At 53.1% G+C, this 15,617-nt stretch carries 13 protein-coding genes; 3 read left to right on the top strand and 10 right to left on the bottom strand.

All coding sequences use genetic code 11. The features are described from left to right. Window positions 1-93: 93 nt before the first annotated feature. The 8 genes from DBZ16_RS02960 to leuC form a co-directional block, all read right to left on the bottom strand. Complete coding sequence (locus DBZ16_RS02960; RefSeq protein WP_107812870.1) at window positions 94-657, bottom strand: YceI family protein; 564 nt, start codon at window positions 655-657, stop codon at window positions 94-96. Between the two features lie 349 nt (window positions 658-1,006). Beyond that, on the bottom strand, window positions 1,007-2,077 hold the full coding sequence (leuB, locus tag DBZ16_RS02955) for a 3-isopropylmalate dehydrogenase (protein WP_107812869.1): 1,071 nt from the start codon (window positions 2,075-2,077) through the stop codon (window positions 1,007-1,009). Between the two features lie 250 nt (window positions 2,078-2,327). Continuing rightward, window positions 2,328-2,789 (bottom strand): YhcH/YjgK/YiaL family protein, encoded by a 462-nt coding sequence (locus tag DBZ16_RS02945; protein ID WP_107813103.1) that lies wholly within the window; start codon window positions 2,787-2,789, stop codon window positions 2,328-2,330. A gap of 45 nt (window positions 2,790-2,834) precedes the next feature. Beyond that, entirely contained in the window at window positions 2,835-3,503 is a 669-nt protein-coding gene (locus tag DBZ16_RS02940; RefSeq protein ID WP_107812868.1) for a DUF2625 domain-containing protein, read from the bottom strand. Window positions 3,504-3,607: 104 nt separating this feature from the next. After that, complete coding sequence (leuD, locus tag DBZ16_RS02935) at window positions 3,608-4,249, bottom strand: 3-isopropylmalate dehydratase small subunit (protein ID WP_009173613.1); 642 nt, start codon at window positions 4,247-4,249, stop codon at window positions 3,608-3,610. A 54-nt stretch (window positions 4,250-4,303) separates the two neighbouring features. Beyond that, window positions 4,304-4,669 (bottom strand): VOC family protein, encoded by a 366-nt coding sequence (locus DBZ16_RS02930; RefSeq protein WP_107812867.1) that lies wholly within the window; start codon window positions 4,667-4,669, stop codon window positions 4,304-4,306. Between the two features lie 110 nt (window positions 4,670-4,779). After that, entirely contained in the window at window positions 4,780-5,001 is a 222-nt protein-coding gene (locus tag DBZ16_RS02925; protein ID WP_049224328.1) for a hypothetical protein, read from the bottom strand. 121 nt (window positions 5,002-5,122) lie between these two features. Next, window positions 5,123-6,532 carry a 3-isopropylmalate dehydratase large subunit gene (gene leuC / locus DBZ16_RS02920; RefSeq protein ID WP_049224330.1) on the bottom strand — a complete coding sequence of 470 codons (1,410 nt, stop codon included), beginning with the start codon at window positions 6,530-6,532 and terminating at the stop codon, window positions 5,123-5,125. Between the two features lie 267 nt (window positions 6,533-6,799). Between leuC and gshA the strand changes: the two genes are divergently transcribed. The 3 genes from gshA to DBZ16_RS02905 all read left to right on the top strand — a co-directional run bounded on the left by gshA (window position 6,800) and on the right by DBZ16_RS02905 (window position 12,307). Further along, a complete protein-coding gene (gshA, locus tag DBZ16_RS02915; protein ID WP_107812866.1) occupies window positions 6,800-8,152 on the top strand; it encodes a glutamate--cysteine ligase in 1,353 nt (450 codons plus the stop codon). Between the two features lie 267 nt (window positions 8,153-8,419). Next, window positions 8,420-11,194 carry a DNA gyrase subunit A gene (gene gyrA / locus DBZ16_RS02910; RefSeq protein WP_107812865.1) on the top strand — a complete coding sequence of 925 codons (2,775 nt, stop codon included), beginning with the start codon at window positions 8,420-8,422 and terminating at the stop codon, window positions 11,192-11,194. 393 nt (window positions 11,195-11,587) lie between these two features. Beyond that, complete coding sequence (locus tag DBZ16_RS02905; protein WP_107812864.1) at window positions 11,588-12,307, top strand: SDR family oxidoreductase; 720 nt, start codon at window positions 11,588-11,590, stop codon at window positions 12,305-12,307. A 138-nt stretch (window positions 12,308-12,445) separates the two neighbouring features. Here DBZ16_RS02905 and hisH read toward each other — a convergent pair whose 3' ends face one another. Together hisH and DBZ16_RS02890 are read right to left on the bottom strand one after the other, a co-directional pair. Beyond that, the gene (hisH, locus tag DBZ16_RS02900) at window positions 12,446-13,090 is read right to left on the bottom strand and encodes an imidazole glycerol phosphate synthase subunit HisH (RefSeq protein ID WP_107812863.1); all 645 of its coding nucleotides are present in this window, start codon (window positions 13,088-13,090) and stop codon (window positions 12,446-12,448) included. Window positions 13,091-13,438: 348 nt separating this feature from the next. After that, window positions 13,439-15,604, bottom strand: coding sequence for a heavy metal translocating P-type ATPase (locus tag DBZ16_RS02890; RefSeq protein ID WP_107812862.1), 2,166 nt, complete (start codon window positions 15,602-15,604; stop codon window positions 13,439-13,441). Between the last annotated feature and the right edge of the window lie 13 nt (window positions 15,605-15,617).

Genomic DNA, 15,617 nt, shown 5'->3' with positions numbered 1-15,617 from the left:
AATCTCTAAAAGGCGTTGTGAAATATTTTAAGGTCGTCTGAAAACGGATACAGCAAGCTTCGTTTCAGACGACCTTTTGTGTTGCGCCGCGGCTTATTGTTTGGCGGCTTCGAGTTGGATGTCGATGCGGACGGTTTTGGTCATGCCTGCATCAACCAGATAGTTCACGCCCCATTTGGTGCGGTCGATGGTGGTGCTGAAGTCGCCACCGCAGACTTCGGTTTTCGCCATCGGGCTTTGGTAGCAGTTGAATTTTTCGGCTTTGAGTTTGACGGGGGCGGTTTTGCCGTGCATGGTCAGATTGCCGTCAACGGAAAGCAGTTTTTTGCCGTTGAAGTTGAATTTGGTGGAAACGAAGCGGATGTTCGGGTATTTGGCGGCATCGAAGATGTCGGCGGATTTTAAGTGGTCGGTGAAGTGTTGCGAACCGCTTTGCAGGTTGGCAACGGGGATGGTGATGTCGATTTTACCGTCGCGTTTTGCTTGGTCGAACTCAACAGAACCGGTCAGACCGTAAAAACCGCCGACGTTGGTGCTGGTGTTGAAGTGGTCGATGGCGAAACGGGCGTTGGCGTGGTGTTCGTCCACTTTGTAAGTGGCGGCGGAGGCAGTACCGATGGCTGCTGCTGCGAGCGCAGTGAAGATGATTTTTTTCATGATGGTCGTCCTTTGTATGAGGTTATAAAGATGTTTATCTTAACATAAGAAAGAATGCATATCATTTCTTAAGGGTGAACGGTGGATTTACTTGGGTTTGATGATGGGGTCGTCTGAAAACTGAGAAGGGCAATACTAGGGGCTGTCGACATTCAATAGTTTCCGCGTCTTTTTATTCCCAAAACGGCATCTTCTGCCTTGGAAATCCTCACCAGGTGTTTAACCTTGTTGCGGTTTCCGCCTTGAGTCTTCCGCTTTGTGAACAAAAATCCACTTGGAAAATTAAATGTAGACAGCCCTAATGAAAAAAGCGCGGTGTTATCCGCGCTTTTGGTTTTCAGACGGCCTTTTACAAGGCGGCGAGTACGGCGTCACCCATTTCGGAGCAGGAAACGAGTTTCGTGCCTTCTTCGTAAATATCGCCGGTGCGCAGACCTTGTTGCAACACTTTTTGGACGGAGCTTTCGACTTGTTGCGCACGGGCTTCGTCGTTCAGGCTGTAACGCAGCAGCATGGCAAGCGAGAGGATGGTGGCAAGCGGGTTGGCTTTGTTTTGTCCGGCGATGTCGGGGGCGGAGCCGTGTGACGGTTCGTACAGACCTTTGCCGTTTTCGTCCAGCGAGGCGGAGGGCAGCATGCCGATGGAGCCGGTCAGCATGGAGGCTTCGTCGGAGAGGATGTCGCCGAAGATATTGCCGGTGGCGATGACGTCGAATTGTTTGGGTGCGCGCACGAGTTGCATGGCGGCGTTGTCCACATACATGTGGGAGAGTTCGACGTCGGGGTATTGTTTGCCGATTTCTTCAAAGATTTCGCGCCACAGTTCGGTGGTTTCCAAAACGTTGGCTTTGCCGACGGAGCAGACTTTTTTGCTGCGTTTTTGGGCGGATTGGAAGGCGACGTGGGCGATGCGGCGGATTTCGCTTTCGCTGTATTTCATGGTGTTGTAGCCTTCGCGTTCGCCGTTTTCCAGAACGCGGATGCCGCGCGGTTCGCCGAAGTAGATGTCGCCGGTGAGTTCGCGCACGATGAGGATGTCGAGGCCTGCGACGATTTCGGGTTTGAGTGTGGAGGCGTTGGCAAGCTCGGGGTAGAGGATGGCGGGGCGCAGGTTGGCAAACAGGTTCAGGTCTTTGCGGATTGCCAATAGGCCGCGTTCGGGGCGCAGCGGGCGGTCAAGATTGTCGTATTGCGGGCTGCCGACCGCGCCGAGCAGGACGGCATCGGCTTTGCGGCAGAGGTTTTGCGTAAATTCGGGATAGGGATGGCCGTATTCGTCGTAGGCTTCGCCGCCTAGTGGGGCGTATTCGTAGCTGGCGTCCAAGCCTTGGGCGATGAGTTTGTCGAGTACGCGGACGGTTTCGGCGACGATTTCGGGACCGATGCCGTCGCCTCGGAGGATGGCGATATGTTTGGTCATGGCAAAATCCTTATGAGGGTTTGGAAAAGGGAAGGTCGTCTGAAAACGGCGATACGTTTTCCATTTTTTAGAATGGTGTTTTCAGACGACCTTTTGTGTCTGTTTGCAGGTCGGTTTGCTTGAACGAGGCTGATTGTACCATTGCGGCATCGATAAAGCTGCGTGGAAATCATGCAGGTGGATTCGTCGGGAACGCGATGGGCGATGTACTCCAAGTTTCTATTTTGTATTGGCGAAGGGTTGGAGGAAATCAGTAACGTTCTGCTTCGATACGGATTTTAAAGACGGCTTTGCGTATGAACTTTTCTCCGCCAACCAGAGGGGCGTGTGCGTCGTTGGGAAAAAAGAGTGCAAACTCGCCAGGTTGGAGCGTGAGCCAAGTTTCCGGTTCGCAGTCGAAAAATTCGATGTCGCGCTTTTCGTTGTAGCCCAAACCGTTTTTCAGACGACCTCTGTCTATCCAGCCGTAGGTTTCCTCTCCGCTGATGGGGACTTGGATGTCGATGTGTTTCAAATGCGCTTCGGGCTTGGCATCGGCTTTGTTCCTCATTGGTTCGTTGCCGATAAAGAGGCGGATGTTTGGGTTTGCACACGGCACTTGTCCGTCGGGCAGAGCGGCGAAATCCAGCGTTTGCAACAGGCGGATGGCTTCGGCGAAGTCTGGGTGTAGTGCGGCGTAGCGGGTGGCGTTGGCGATGGTGTCGGTAATCATGTTTTGAAGGATGGGACGAAAAAAGGTCGTCTGAAAAAGCATTTCTTACAGGATGGTTTTTTGTAAATCTAAAGTGGAAGCATAATGTTCGGCAATGGGGATAGGCTTGCGGCTGACTTGGTTGATGTTGCCACCTTCTTCGGTACATAAAAATGGAAAGAACGTATAAACACTGTCGCCACTCAAATTGCGGATTTCTTCGCGCCAATTTTGCCAGCGTAGGTTTTCATAATACATCTGCAAGTCGCCTACTAATGCCCAATGCAAAAAATCGCCATAGCCTTTTTCGCAATCTTCCCATTCGAGGGTATCCGGCGGGAGGTAGAAAACATTGCCGGGTGCGCCGTCCAATCCGCCGCCGTTGATGGCAAAGTAGCCGCCTGCGGCATCATCGGCAATCAGGTAATAGGGCGCGGGAGCGGCAGGTTCGGATTGGGTGCGGCCGAGATTCCAGCTTGCCAGTCCACGTGGCAGTTTGGCGCTGCCCGAACCCAATATCCGCAACCAGCCGTCGTCAATCAGGATGCCGCCGGTTTCATAAACGACCGCACCCATAAATGAACGTGTTGTTACTTGGGTTTTTACGAGTTCTGCTTCTGCGGCGGCAGGGTCGCTCGGCAGGATTTCCACGGGATGGGCGGCTTCGGCAAGCCACTCTTGAATCAGTGGCCATGCGGGGTCGGTGGTGTTGATGAGATCGGAGAGTGTTTTCATTTGGGGCTAATTGAACATGAGTAAAGCGGGTTTCTATTCTCCGCATTCGGTCTGACGCACAAAAAATAGGCAGCCTGCACAATCATTGCAGGCTGCCTGCTGTTTTAGCTGTTAAACAGCCAAGGCTGGCTTCGGCGGCGTTTTTCTTCGAAATCGCGGATTTCGTCGGCATGTTGCAAGGTCAGTCCGATTTCGTCCAAGCCGTTTAAGAGGCAGTGTTTGCGGTGTTCGGTAATGTCGAATTTGAACGTTTCGCCGCTAGGCGTAGTCAGGGTTTGTTCGGCAAGATCGATGGAGAGCTGATAGCCTTCGTTAGCTTCGACTTCTTTGAAAAGCTGGTCGACTTGTTCTTCGGTCAACACGATGGGCAGGAGGCCGTTTTTGTAGCAGTTGTTGAAGAAGATGTCGGCAAAGCTGGGGGCGATGACGGCGCGGAAGCCGTAGTCGTCCAATGCCCAAGGGGCGTGTTCGCGCGAGGAGCCGCAGCCGAAGTTTTTGCGCGTCAACAGGATTTGCGCGCCTTGGTAACGCGGCTGGTTCAGCGAAAAATCGGGGTTCAGCGGGCGTTTGCTGTTGTCCATGCCCGGTTCGCCGTGGTCGAGATAACGCCATTCGTCAAAGGCATTGGGACCGAAGCCGCTTCGTTTGATGGATTTTAAAAATTGTTTGGGGATGATGGCGTCGGTATCGACGTTGCTGCGGTCGAGCGGGGCGACGATGGCGGTGATTTTGGTAAAGGCTTTCATGTCAGGTTCTTATAGGAATAATGTGAAAAATTGATGGCTATTTGGAGGGTTGGATTAACGTGTGCTGTGCAAACCGATTCGGTTGCCTTCGGTATCTTCGATAAAGGCGGCAAAGCCGTTGGCGATGGGGAATTTTCCCTGCAACAATTTTCCGCCTGCTGAAACGGCTTTTTCTGCGGTCTCGGCACAATCCGGACAATTGAAGAATATGGTTGTGCCGCCGTGACCGGGTTGGGCGTTGCTGTCGTGCCAAATCATACCGGCAGTACCGTGTTGCGTGTAATCGGCAGGAAAAATGATGAAACGGAAGCCGTTACCGCCGACGTCTTGTAAAGGTTTGCCGAAGACAGATTCGTAAAACGCTTTGGCTCGATCCAAATCTTGGGCGTGAATACCAAACCAGCTTGACGGATTGCTCATGGTTTATTCCTTTTTATGAGATGCTGAATATTTCTGGATGCCTTATTGATGTAGGGTAAGAGGTCGTCTGAAAAAAGGTTTGGATTTTTCAGACGACCTAGGTTGCCGGTTTATTCGGTAGCGGCTTCAAGTTTTTCGCCGACATGAGTCATGCCCCGACCTACGGCATTGCCGCCTTTTTTAACGGCTTCCTCAGTCTTGTCGGCTACATGACCGGCGGTTTCTTTGGTTTTATCCCAGTTGCGGCTGGTGTCATCTTTTGCTCCGGACCAAGTGCTGGAACAGGCAGACAAGATGAAGGCTGCGGCAGCCAATGCAAAAAGTTTTTTCATAATGGATTCCTTTCAAGTGATAAATGATTGAAAAGGTTTCAGACGTTTTGCGCAACGATGGGGAGATTTGTTTGAGCAAGGTGTTTTCAGACGATCTCTATTGATGAGGTCGTCTGAAAGATTATGCCATGGTACGGATGTCGGTAAAGCATCCGTTTACCGCGGCGGCTGCAGCCATAGCGGGGCTGACCAAGTGCGTGCGCCCGCCGTTGCCTTGCCGGCCTTCGAAGTTGCGGTTGGAAGTGGAGGCGCAGCGTTGGCCCGGAGTGAGGCGGTCGGCGTTCATGGCGAGACACATCGAGCAGCCCGGTTCGCGCCATTCGAAACCGGCATCAATGAAGATTTTGTCCAAGCCTTCCTGTTCCGCCTGCCGTTTAACCAAGCCGGAGCCGGGAACGATTAACACGCGCTGTACGTTGTCGGCTTTTTTACGGCCTTTGGCGACGGCGGCGGCTTCGCGCAAATCTTCGATGCGGCTGTTGGTGCAGGAGCCGATGAATACGATGTCGACGGGGATTTCGTTCAGCGGTGTGCCGGCTTCCAGGCCCATGTATTCAAGGGCGCGTTCCATGCCGCTGCGTTTGACGGGATCGGTTTCTTCGGCAGGGTTCGGCACTTTGCCGCTGATGTCCAAAACCATTTCAGGCGATGTGCCCCATGTTACTTGCGGTTCGATGTCTTCGGCTTTGAAACGGTATTCTTTGTCGAATACTGCGCCTTCGTCGGAAACCAGCGTGCGCCAGTATTCGACGGCTTTGTCCCACGCTTCGCCTTTGGGGGCGAAGGGTTTGTCTTTGACATAGTCGATGGTGGTTTGATCGACGGCAACCATGCCGGAGCGCGCCCCTGCTTCAATCGCCATGTTGCACAGGGTCATGCGGCCTTCCATCGAAAGGCTGCGGATGGCTTCGCCGCCGAACTCGATGGCATAGCCCGTGCCGCCTGCCGTGCCGATTTGTCCGATGATGTAGAGGGCGACGTCTTTGGCGGTAACGCCCGGTTTCAGACGACCTTCAACGGCAATCAGCATGGATTTGGATTTTTTCGCGGTAATACACTGGGTCGCCATGGTGTGTTCGACTTCGGAAGTGCCGATACCGTGTGCCAGCGCGCCGAATGCGCCGTGGGTGGAGGTGTGCGAGTCGCCGCAGACAACGGTCATGCCGGGCAGGGTTGCGCCTTGTTCCGGACCCATGACATGAACGATGCCTTGACCTTTATCCATGAACGGGAAGTAGGCGAGTGCGCCGAACTCTTTGATATTTTTGTCTAAAGTATCGACTTGCAGCTTGGAAATTGGGTCTTGGATGCCTTTGTCCCAATCGCCGGTCGGGGTGTTGTGGTCGGCGGTGGAGACGACGCTGTCGATACGCCACAGCTTGCGCCCCGCCATTTTCAGACCTTCAAACGCCTGCGGGCTGGTAACTTCGTGCACTAAATGGCGGTCGATGTAGAGCAGGACAGTGCCGTCTTCTTCTTCGCGGACGACGTGGCTGTTCCAGAGTTTGTCGTAGAGGGTTTGTGCGCTCATGATGGGTTATCTTTACTTATTAATAATAGGGGTAGATGGTTTGTTTTGATGGGCGGATTTTAGGCTTTTTACAGGGGCAGTGCAATAGAAATTTGTCTAATTTCTACTTTTTCACATAAAAATCTAAAAATAACTTTCAAAAATTAGACAAATTGTAGAATTGTTGACAAAAAGAGATATTTGATTTGAAACAATGCTTGTCGTACCGCCTAAAAAAGCACTATCATTTCCATCCGTATCCCACATCAGACAACAGAGGTAAAGAGAATGAAATTACCGGTTATGGCTGCCGAACATCTGTCGCAACTTCAGGCGTTTGAAGCGAAAATCTTGTGCAACCACGCCAAAATCGAAGCATGGTTCCGTTCGCAATGGAACGCACACCGCCCGCCGTTTTACGGTTCGGTCGACATCCGCAATGCCGGTTACAAAATTTCGTCTATTGATATGAACCTGTTTCCCGGCGGTTTCAACAACCTGAATCCGAATTTCATCCCGCTGGCGGCAGTCGCGGCTCAAGATGCGGTACAGCGTGCTTGCGAAACGGCAAAATCCGTGTTGATTATTCCTGAAAACCATACCCGCAACACGTTCTACCTGCAAAACGTTTACGCACTCAGCGAAATTTTGCGCTCGGCAGGGTATGAAGTCCGTTTGGGCAGCCTGAATCCGGAAGTTACCGAGCCGACCGAGTTTGAAACCGCGCTGGGCGATAAAATCCTGCTGGAACCTTTATTGCGTACCCGTGAGCGCGTCCATCTTGCCGACGGCTTCTCGCCTTGCGTCGTTTTGTTGAACAACGACTTGTCCGCCGGCGTTCCCGATATTCTCAAAGGCATCAGCCAAACCGTATTGCCTCCGCTGCACGGCGGTTGGACGACGCGCCGTAAAACAGAACATTTCAGCGCATACAACCAAGTCGCCGCCGAATTTGCCAAGCTGATTGACATCGACGAATGGCAGATTAACCCGTATTTCGAAAAAATCGGTGGTTTGGACTTCCAAGAGCGCGAAGGCGAAGATGCGTTGGCGGAAGCAGTAGAACGCGTGCTGGCGAAAATTCAAGCCAAATACGACGAATTGGGCATTGCCGACCAACCTTTCGTGATTGTCAAAGCCGACGCGGGTACTTACGGCATGGGCGTGATGAGCGTCAAATCCGCCGACGAAGTGCGCGGGCTGAACCGCAAAAACCGCAACAAAATGGCGAAGGTAAAAGAAGGCTTGGAAGTCAGCGAAGTGATTGTCCAAGAAGGTATTTATACCTATGAAACCATGAACGGTGCCGTGTGCGAACCCGTTGTTTATATGATGGACCGTTTCGTTATCGGCGGCTTTTTCCGCGTACACGAAGGGCGTGGTGCGGACGAGAACCTCAACGCCGGCGGCATGGTGTTTGTCCCGCTGTCCAACAGCATTCCCACCGGAAGCGGCGACAACTCCCAAGAAGCCCCCGAAGCCTGCAAGCGCGTATTCGAACAATGGGACTCGCTCGGTATGCCGCGTTCCGAAAAAGACTGCGACGTGGACAACGAACACAACCGCCTCTACGTTTACGGCGTAATGGCGCGCCTGTCGCTGCTTGCCGCCGCGCTTGAGTTGGAACAGACTGCGTCTTAGGCTTATTCCTGAAAAAGAAATGAATTTACACGACAAAGGTCGTCTGAAAACCATAGTTTAGGTTTTCAGACGACCTTTTTATGTGGGCAGGTAGGAATAGCAGACAATCATTAAAGCAACAAGCCGCGGACGGTACGGACAGTACGGTAGTTGCGGCAAAAAATCAGTTTATTCGCCATACGATTCGAAAGGGAGGCAAAAAGCCCGAAAAGCACGGTTTTATGCTAAAATTCCCATCTATTTTTGCCATACGAAATAAAGAAAACCATGACCGACGCAACTATCCGCAACGACCATAAATTCGCACTCGAAACCCTGCCCGTCAGCCTTGAAGACGAAATGCGCAAAAGCTATCTCGATTACGCCATGAGCGTGATTGTCGGTCGCGCGCTGCCTGATGTGCGCGACGGTTTGAAGCCGGTGCACCGCCGCGTGCTTTACGCCATGCACGAGCTGAAAAACAACTGGAACGCCGCCTACAAAAAATCGGCGCGTATTGTCGGCGACGTCATCGGTAAATACCATCCGCACGGCGATTCCGCGGTTTACGACACCATCGTGCGCATGGCGCAGGATTTTTCGATGCGCTACGTCTTAATCGACGGTCAGGGCAACTTCGGCTCGGTTGACGGCGACGGCGCCGCGGCGATGCGTTATACCGAAATCCGCATGGCGAAAATCGCCCACGAAATGCTGGCGGACATCGAAGAAGAAACCGTCAATTTCGGTCCGAACTACGACGGCAGCGAACACGAGCCACTGGTGTTGCCGACCCGCTTCCCCGCTCTGTTGGTCAATGGTTCGTCCGGTATCGCCGTCGGTATGGCGACCAACATTCCGCCGCACAATCTCACTGACACCATCAACGCCTGTCTGCGTCTTTTGGATGAACCTGAAACCGAAATCGACGAATTGATCAACATTCTCCAAGCGCCCGATTTCCCGACCGGCGCTACCATCTACGGCTTGAGCGGTGTGCGCGAAGGCTATAAAACCGGTCGCGGCCGCGTCGTTATGCGCGGTAAAACCCATATCGAACCCATAGGCAAAAACGGCGAACGCGAAGCCATCATCATCGACGAAATCCCGTATCAGGTGAACAAAGCCAAGCTGGTGGAAAAAATCGGCGAGTTGGTGCGCGAAAAAACGTTGGAAGGCGTATCCGACCTGCGCGACGAATCTGACAAATCCGGTATGCGCGTTGTTATCGAATTGAAACGCAACGAAAATGCCGAAGTCGTTTTAAACCAACTCTACAAACTCACCCAGCTTCAAGACAGCTTCGGCATCAATATGGTCGCTTTGGTTGACGGTCAGCCGCGCCTGTTGAACCTGAAACAAATTTTGTCGGAATTCCTGCGCCACCGTCGCGAAGTCGTTACCCGCCGCACCCTGTTCCGCCTCAAAAAAGCGCGTCATGAAGGTCACATCGCCGAAGGTAAAGCCGTCGCATTGTCCAATATCGACGAGATGATTCGGTTGATTAAAGAATCCGCCGACGCGCCTGAAGCCAAAGAAAAATTGCTGTCCCGCGCATGGCGCAGCGGTTTGGTGGAAGACATGTTGAGCCGTACCGACCTCGACCTGCGCATGGCGCGTCCCGAAGGCCTGCCCACCAATCTCGGCTTGCAGGAACAAGGCTATTACCTGAGCGAAATCCAAGCCGATGCCATCCTGCGCATGAGCCTGCGCAACCTGACCGGCCTCGACCAAGAAGAAATCGTCGGCGACTACAAAAACATCATGGCGAAAATCATCGACTTTTTGGACATTTTGGCGAAGCCGGAACGTATTACCCAAATCATCCGCGAAGAATTGGAAGAAACCAAAACCAATTTCGGCGACGAACGCCGCAGCGAAATCAACCCGTTCGGCGGCGACATTGCCGATGAAGACCTGATTCCGCAACGCGAAATGGTCGTTACCCTGACTCACGGCGGCTATATCAAAACCCAGCCGACCACCGACTATCAGGCGCAGCGTCGCGGCGGACGCGGCAAGCAGGCGGCGGCGACCAAAGACGAAGACTTCATCGAAACCTTGTTCGTTGCGAATACGCATGACTATTTGATGTGTTTCACCAACTTCGGTAAGTGCCACTGGATTAAGGTTTACAAACTGCCTGAAGGCGGACGCAACAGCCGCGGCCGTCCGATTAACAACGTCATCCAGTTGGAAGAAGGCGAAAAAGTCAGCGCCATCCTTGCCGTGCGCGAATTCCCTGAAGACCAATACGTCTTCTTCGCCACCGCACAAGGCATGGTGAAAAAAGTCCAGCTTTCAGCCTTTAAAAACGTCCGCAGTCAAGGCATCAAAGCCATCGCGCTCAAAGAAGGCGACTACCTCGTCGGCGCCGCGCAAACCAGCGGCTCGGACGACATTATGCTGTTCTCCAACTTGGGTAAAGCCATCCGCTTTAACGAATACTGGGAAAAATTCGGTAACGACGAAGCGGAAGATACCGACATCGAAACCGAAATTTCAGACGACCTTGAAGACGAAACCACCGACAACGAAAATACCCTGCCAAGCGGCAAACACGGTGTGCGTCCGTCCGGTCGTGGCAGCGGCGGCTTACGTGGTATGCGCCTGCCTGCCGACGGCAAAATCGTCAGCCTGATTACCTTTGCCCCTGAAGCCGCTCAAAGCGATTTGCAAGTATTGACCGCCACCGCCAACGGCTACGGCAAACGTACTCCGATTGCCGATTACAGCCGTAAAAACAAAGGCGGACAAGGCAATATCGCCATCAACACTGGTGAGCGCAACGGTGATTTGGTCGCCGCAACCTTGGTTAGCGAAACCGACGACCTGATGCTGATTACCAGCGGCGGCGTCCTCATCCGCACCAAAGTCGAACAAATCCGCGAAACCGGCCGCGCCGCAGCAGGCGTGCGCCTGATTAATCTGGACGAAGGCGAAACTTTGGTATCGCTGGAACGTGTTGCCGAAGAAGCGGAAGATGAAAATCCCGAAGCGGAAAATCCGGGAGGCAATGAAGCCGAGAACGCCGTATCGGATACCGAAGGCGGCGAAGCATAAATCAAGCTTCCGATTTACTGTAGCCGATGGATTGCAGGCTCGTCTGAAACGATAGGTTTCACACTATTGAGGATATCGACCGAAAGATTGCCTGTTTATCGTTTCTTTTTAAATAAAAAAGTGGATGAGCAGGCAATAGGTTGCACGGTTTCACAGTCGGTTTCTGATGTATCAGCAATGCTTCAGTCTTTTTTCAGCTTGTCGATAATTTATTGATATAGTGGATTAACAAAAATCAGGACAAGGCGACGAAGCCGCAGACAGTACAAATAGTACGGAACCGATTCACTTGGTGCTTTAGCACCTTAGAGAATCGTTCTCTTTGAGCTAAGGCGAGGCAACGCCGTACTGGTTTAAATTTAATCCACTATAAATCTAAAAATGGAGAAAATCATGTCAACTTTATCCGATAAAATCATCATGGTAACCGGCGCATCCCAAGGTTTGGGAGAGCAGGTTGCCAAGGCTTATGCAGCGGCGGGCGCGACCGTCATTTTGGTGGCGCGTCATCAAAAGAAGTTGGAAAAAGTTTATGATGCCATTGTCGATGCCGGCTATCCCGAACCTTTTGCCATCTGCTTCGACTTAATGAGCGCGGAAGAAAAAGAGTTTGACCAATTTGCCGCAACCATTTCCGAGGCGACCGGCGGACGCTTGGACGGTATCGTGCATTGCGCCAGCTATTTCTATGCGCTTTCTCCTTTGGATTTCCAGACTGTATCCGAATGGGTCAACCAATATCGGATCAATACCGTCGCGCCGATGGGTTTGACACGCGCAATGCTGCCTTTGCTGAAAGCTTCTTCCGATGCCTCCGTGATTTTTGTCGGAGAAAGTCATGGCGAAGATCCTAAGGCTTATTGGGGCGGATTCGGCGCATCTAAAGCCGCGTTGAATTATTTGTGCAAAGTCGCTGCCGACGAATGGGAACGTTTTGACAACCTACGCGCCAATGTTCTAATTCCGGGCCCAATTAACTCGCCGCAGCGCATCAAATCACATCCGGGCGAGTCAAAAAGCGAACGTAAAAACTATACCGACGTATTGCCGCAGTTTGTTTGGTGGGCAAGTCAGGAGAGCATGGGACGCAGCGGCGAGATTGTGTACCTCTAGGCTTGAACGGTAACGCGGCAAAATCATCCTTCGATGACTGCCGCGTTTTGATTTTCAAAACATTATTGTTGTATCAGGCAAGCAATGTGAAAGGTCGTCTGAAAAAATTTCAGATGACCTTTTGCTATAAACAGACTGCTAGGGCTGCCAATCCAAGAAGTTACGCAACAGCAGCAACCCTGCATCGTGGCTTTTTTCCGTGTGGAACTGGGTGGCGAAAACATTGTCTTTGCCGACGATGCAGGCAAATTCGTGCGGGTATTCGCTGGTGGCAAGGACGGTTTCGGGGTCTTCGGGGGCGAAGTAGTAGCTGTGGACAAAGTAAAAGCGCGTTTCTTGTCCGATGTCTTTAAACAGCGGGTGCGGGCGGGTTTGGCGTACTGTGTTCCAGCCCATGTGCGGCACTTTCAGACGACCTCCGTGTCCATCGGTTTGATTGGCGGCGAAGCGTTTGACCCTGCCTTTAAACCAACCCAGTCCGGCAGTATTGCCTTCTTCGCTGTGCTCGAACAATAATTGCGCGCCGACACAGATGCCGAAAAACGGTTTGTTTTTCAATCCGTCTTTCACTGCCTCGCCTAAGCCGCTTTGCCGCAGCGCAGCCATGCAGTCGGGCATTGCGCCTTGACCGGGGAAAATGATTTTGTCGGCGGCGAAGATGTCTTCGGGACGGTCGGTCAGAAAAATTTCGGCAGCCTTGCCGGACAAGGCTTGCGCGGCTTGTACGGATTTGAGGACGGAATGCAGGTTGCCCATGCCGTAATCGACAATAGCGGTTTTCATGTTTTCTCCTTGGTTTTTGGTAATGGGGCAAGGCAGGGAAGGGCATTGCGATGGTAATGATTTTATAGCAAACCCCGAACGCGGAAAATCGTTGCGTTGCGCGGCGGCGAGGGTGGGGCGGCACTATATATGTTATAAACCCAAGTTTGAAAACTTGGCTCTTTTATAGTGGATTAACTTTAAACCAGTACGGCGTTACCTCGCCTTGCCGTACTATCTGTACTGTCTGCGGCTTCGTCGCCTTGTCCTGATTTAAAGTTAATCCACTATATCGTGTTTACAGGATGATGGGTCGTCTGAAATAGGCAATTGAAAGAAGAAGCCTTGTTTCAGACGACCTTTCCCATATTACTCAATCTTCACCCGTTTCAACCTTAACGCATTGCTCAACACCGAAACCGAGCTTGCCGCCATTGCCGCGCCCGCGATGACGGGGTTTAAGAAGCCGAGTGCGGCGAGCGGGATGCCTAATATGTTGTAGAAGAAGGCGAAAAATAGGTTTTGCTTGATGTTTTTCAAAGTCGCCTGCGACACCAGCAGGGCATCGGCGAGTTGGTTGACCGAATGCTGCATCAGCGTGGCGGATGCGGTTTGTTCGGCAACGTCCGCACCGCCTTTCATGGCGAAGCTGACGTTGGCGGCAGCGAGTGCGGGCGCGTCGTTGATGCCGTCGCCGACCATCGCCACGGTTTTGCCGGCGGCTTTGAGTTTCTGCACTTCGGCGGCTTTGTCGCGCGGACTCATGTTGCCGAAGGCGTGTGCGATGCCCAGTTGTTTGGCGACGTATTCGACCGTGCCTTGGTTGTCGCCGCTCATGATGTAAACGTCGATGCCGTGTTTTTTCAGACGGCCTATGGCTTTGGCGGTGTCGGCTTTCAATGCGTCGGCGAGTGCGAATGCGCCGATGGGTTTGCCGTTGGCGGAAACGGCGACGATGCTTGCGATACGCCAGACGTCGTCTGAAAGGTTTTCAGGTAGCCTTAATTCGGCAAAATCAAGTTTGCCCGCTTTCACCAAGCCCACGCCTTCGACTTCGGCGGTAATACCTGAGCCGACGACGGTTTGCGCGTTTTGTGCGGCGGGGATGTCCAAACCGCGCGCTTGGGCGGCGGAAACGATGGCACGGGCGAGCGGGTGGGTGGCGTTTTGTTCGACGGCGGCGGCGATGCGGTACAAAGCGTCTTCGTTAAAGCCGCTGTCGGGAACGCAATAAACGGCGGCAACCTGCGGCCTGCCTTCGGTCAGCGTGCCGGTTTTGTCCAATACGACGGCATCGACGTGGGCGGCTTCTTCCATCGCCGCCGCGTCTTTAAACCAAATGCCGTGTTTCACCGCTTTGCCCATGCCGACCATAATCGCGGCGGGCGTTGCCAGACCGAGCGCACACGGGCAGGCAATCACCAAAACGGCAACGGCGTGCATCAGCGCGACCGTCCAATCGCCCTTAAGCAGCCAAGTGGCGATAAAAGTCAGAAGCGCGATGCCCACAACGGCAGGCACGAACACTGCCGCCGCCTTGTCCGCCACGCGTGCAATCGGCGCTTTGCTGCCTTGCGCTTCGGAGAGCGCGTTCATCATGTCGCCGAGCAGGGTTTGGCTGCCGAGCTGCGTGGCGCGGTACACCACGCTGCCTTCGGTCATCAGTGCGCCCGCCAACACTTTGCCGCCCGCTTTTTTCTCTTCGGGATTGGATTCGCCGGTGAGGTGGCTCTCGTCCGCCCAGCCGCTGCCGCTTTCGATAATGCCGTCAGCAGCGATGCGTTCGCCGTGGTTGGCGCGGATAAGGTCGCCAATTTGCACTTGATCGATGGGCAGTTGTTTCCATTCGCCATCGCGTTGCACGTTGACTTGGGTCGGCGTCAGTTTCAGCAGCAAGCCTAAGCTGTTCAGGCTGGATTTTTTGGTGCGGTGTTCCAAAAATTTGCCCAGAGACACAAAACCGATCACCATCACGCCCGCTTCAAAATACACATTCGCCATGCCGTGCGCCGCGTGCGGGCTGAAAAACAACATATAAACGGAATACAGGTAAATCGACACCGTGCCAATGGTAACGAGTACATCCATATTCGCCAGCCCGCCCTTAATGCTCGCCCACGCGCTTTTGTAAAACGGCACCGCCAGCCAAAGCTGCACCACGCTTGCCAGCGCGAATTGCCACAACGGCGGAATCATCCAATCGTGTCTGCCAATCATCATCCCCGCCATGCCGATAAGGAACGGGACGTTGATGGCGAACAGCAGCCACAGCCGCCAGCTTACATGCGCGGTTTCTTCGGGCTGTGGCAGAGCCTCTTCCGTCTTCTCCTTTGCGCCGTAGCCGGTTTTCTCGATGATTTTGGCGATGTCGTCAGCGGAGGTTTGGCTGTCGTCAAACACCACCTGCGCCTCCTCGCTGGCGAAGTTCACACCCGCCGATTCGACAAAGTCTTTTTTGTTCAACACTTTTTCAATGCGCGAAGCGCAGGCCTGACAGGTCATGCCTTCAATTTGGAAACGGACTTTTTGTTGCATGGTTTCTTCCTTC

It is taken from the genome of Neisseria sicca (genome assembly GCF_003044565.1).
In the GTDB taxonomy this organism is placed as follows: Bacteria; Pseudomonadota; Gammaproteobacteria; order Burkholderiales; family Neisseriaceae; genus Neisseria; species Neisseria sicca_A.
This window is presented reverse-complemented; position numbering and strand designations above follow the sequence as displayed.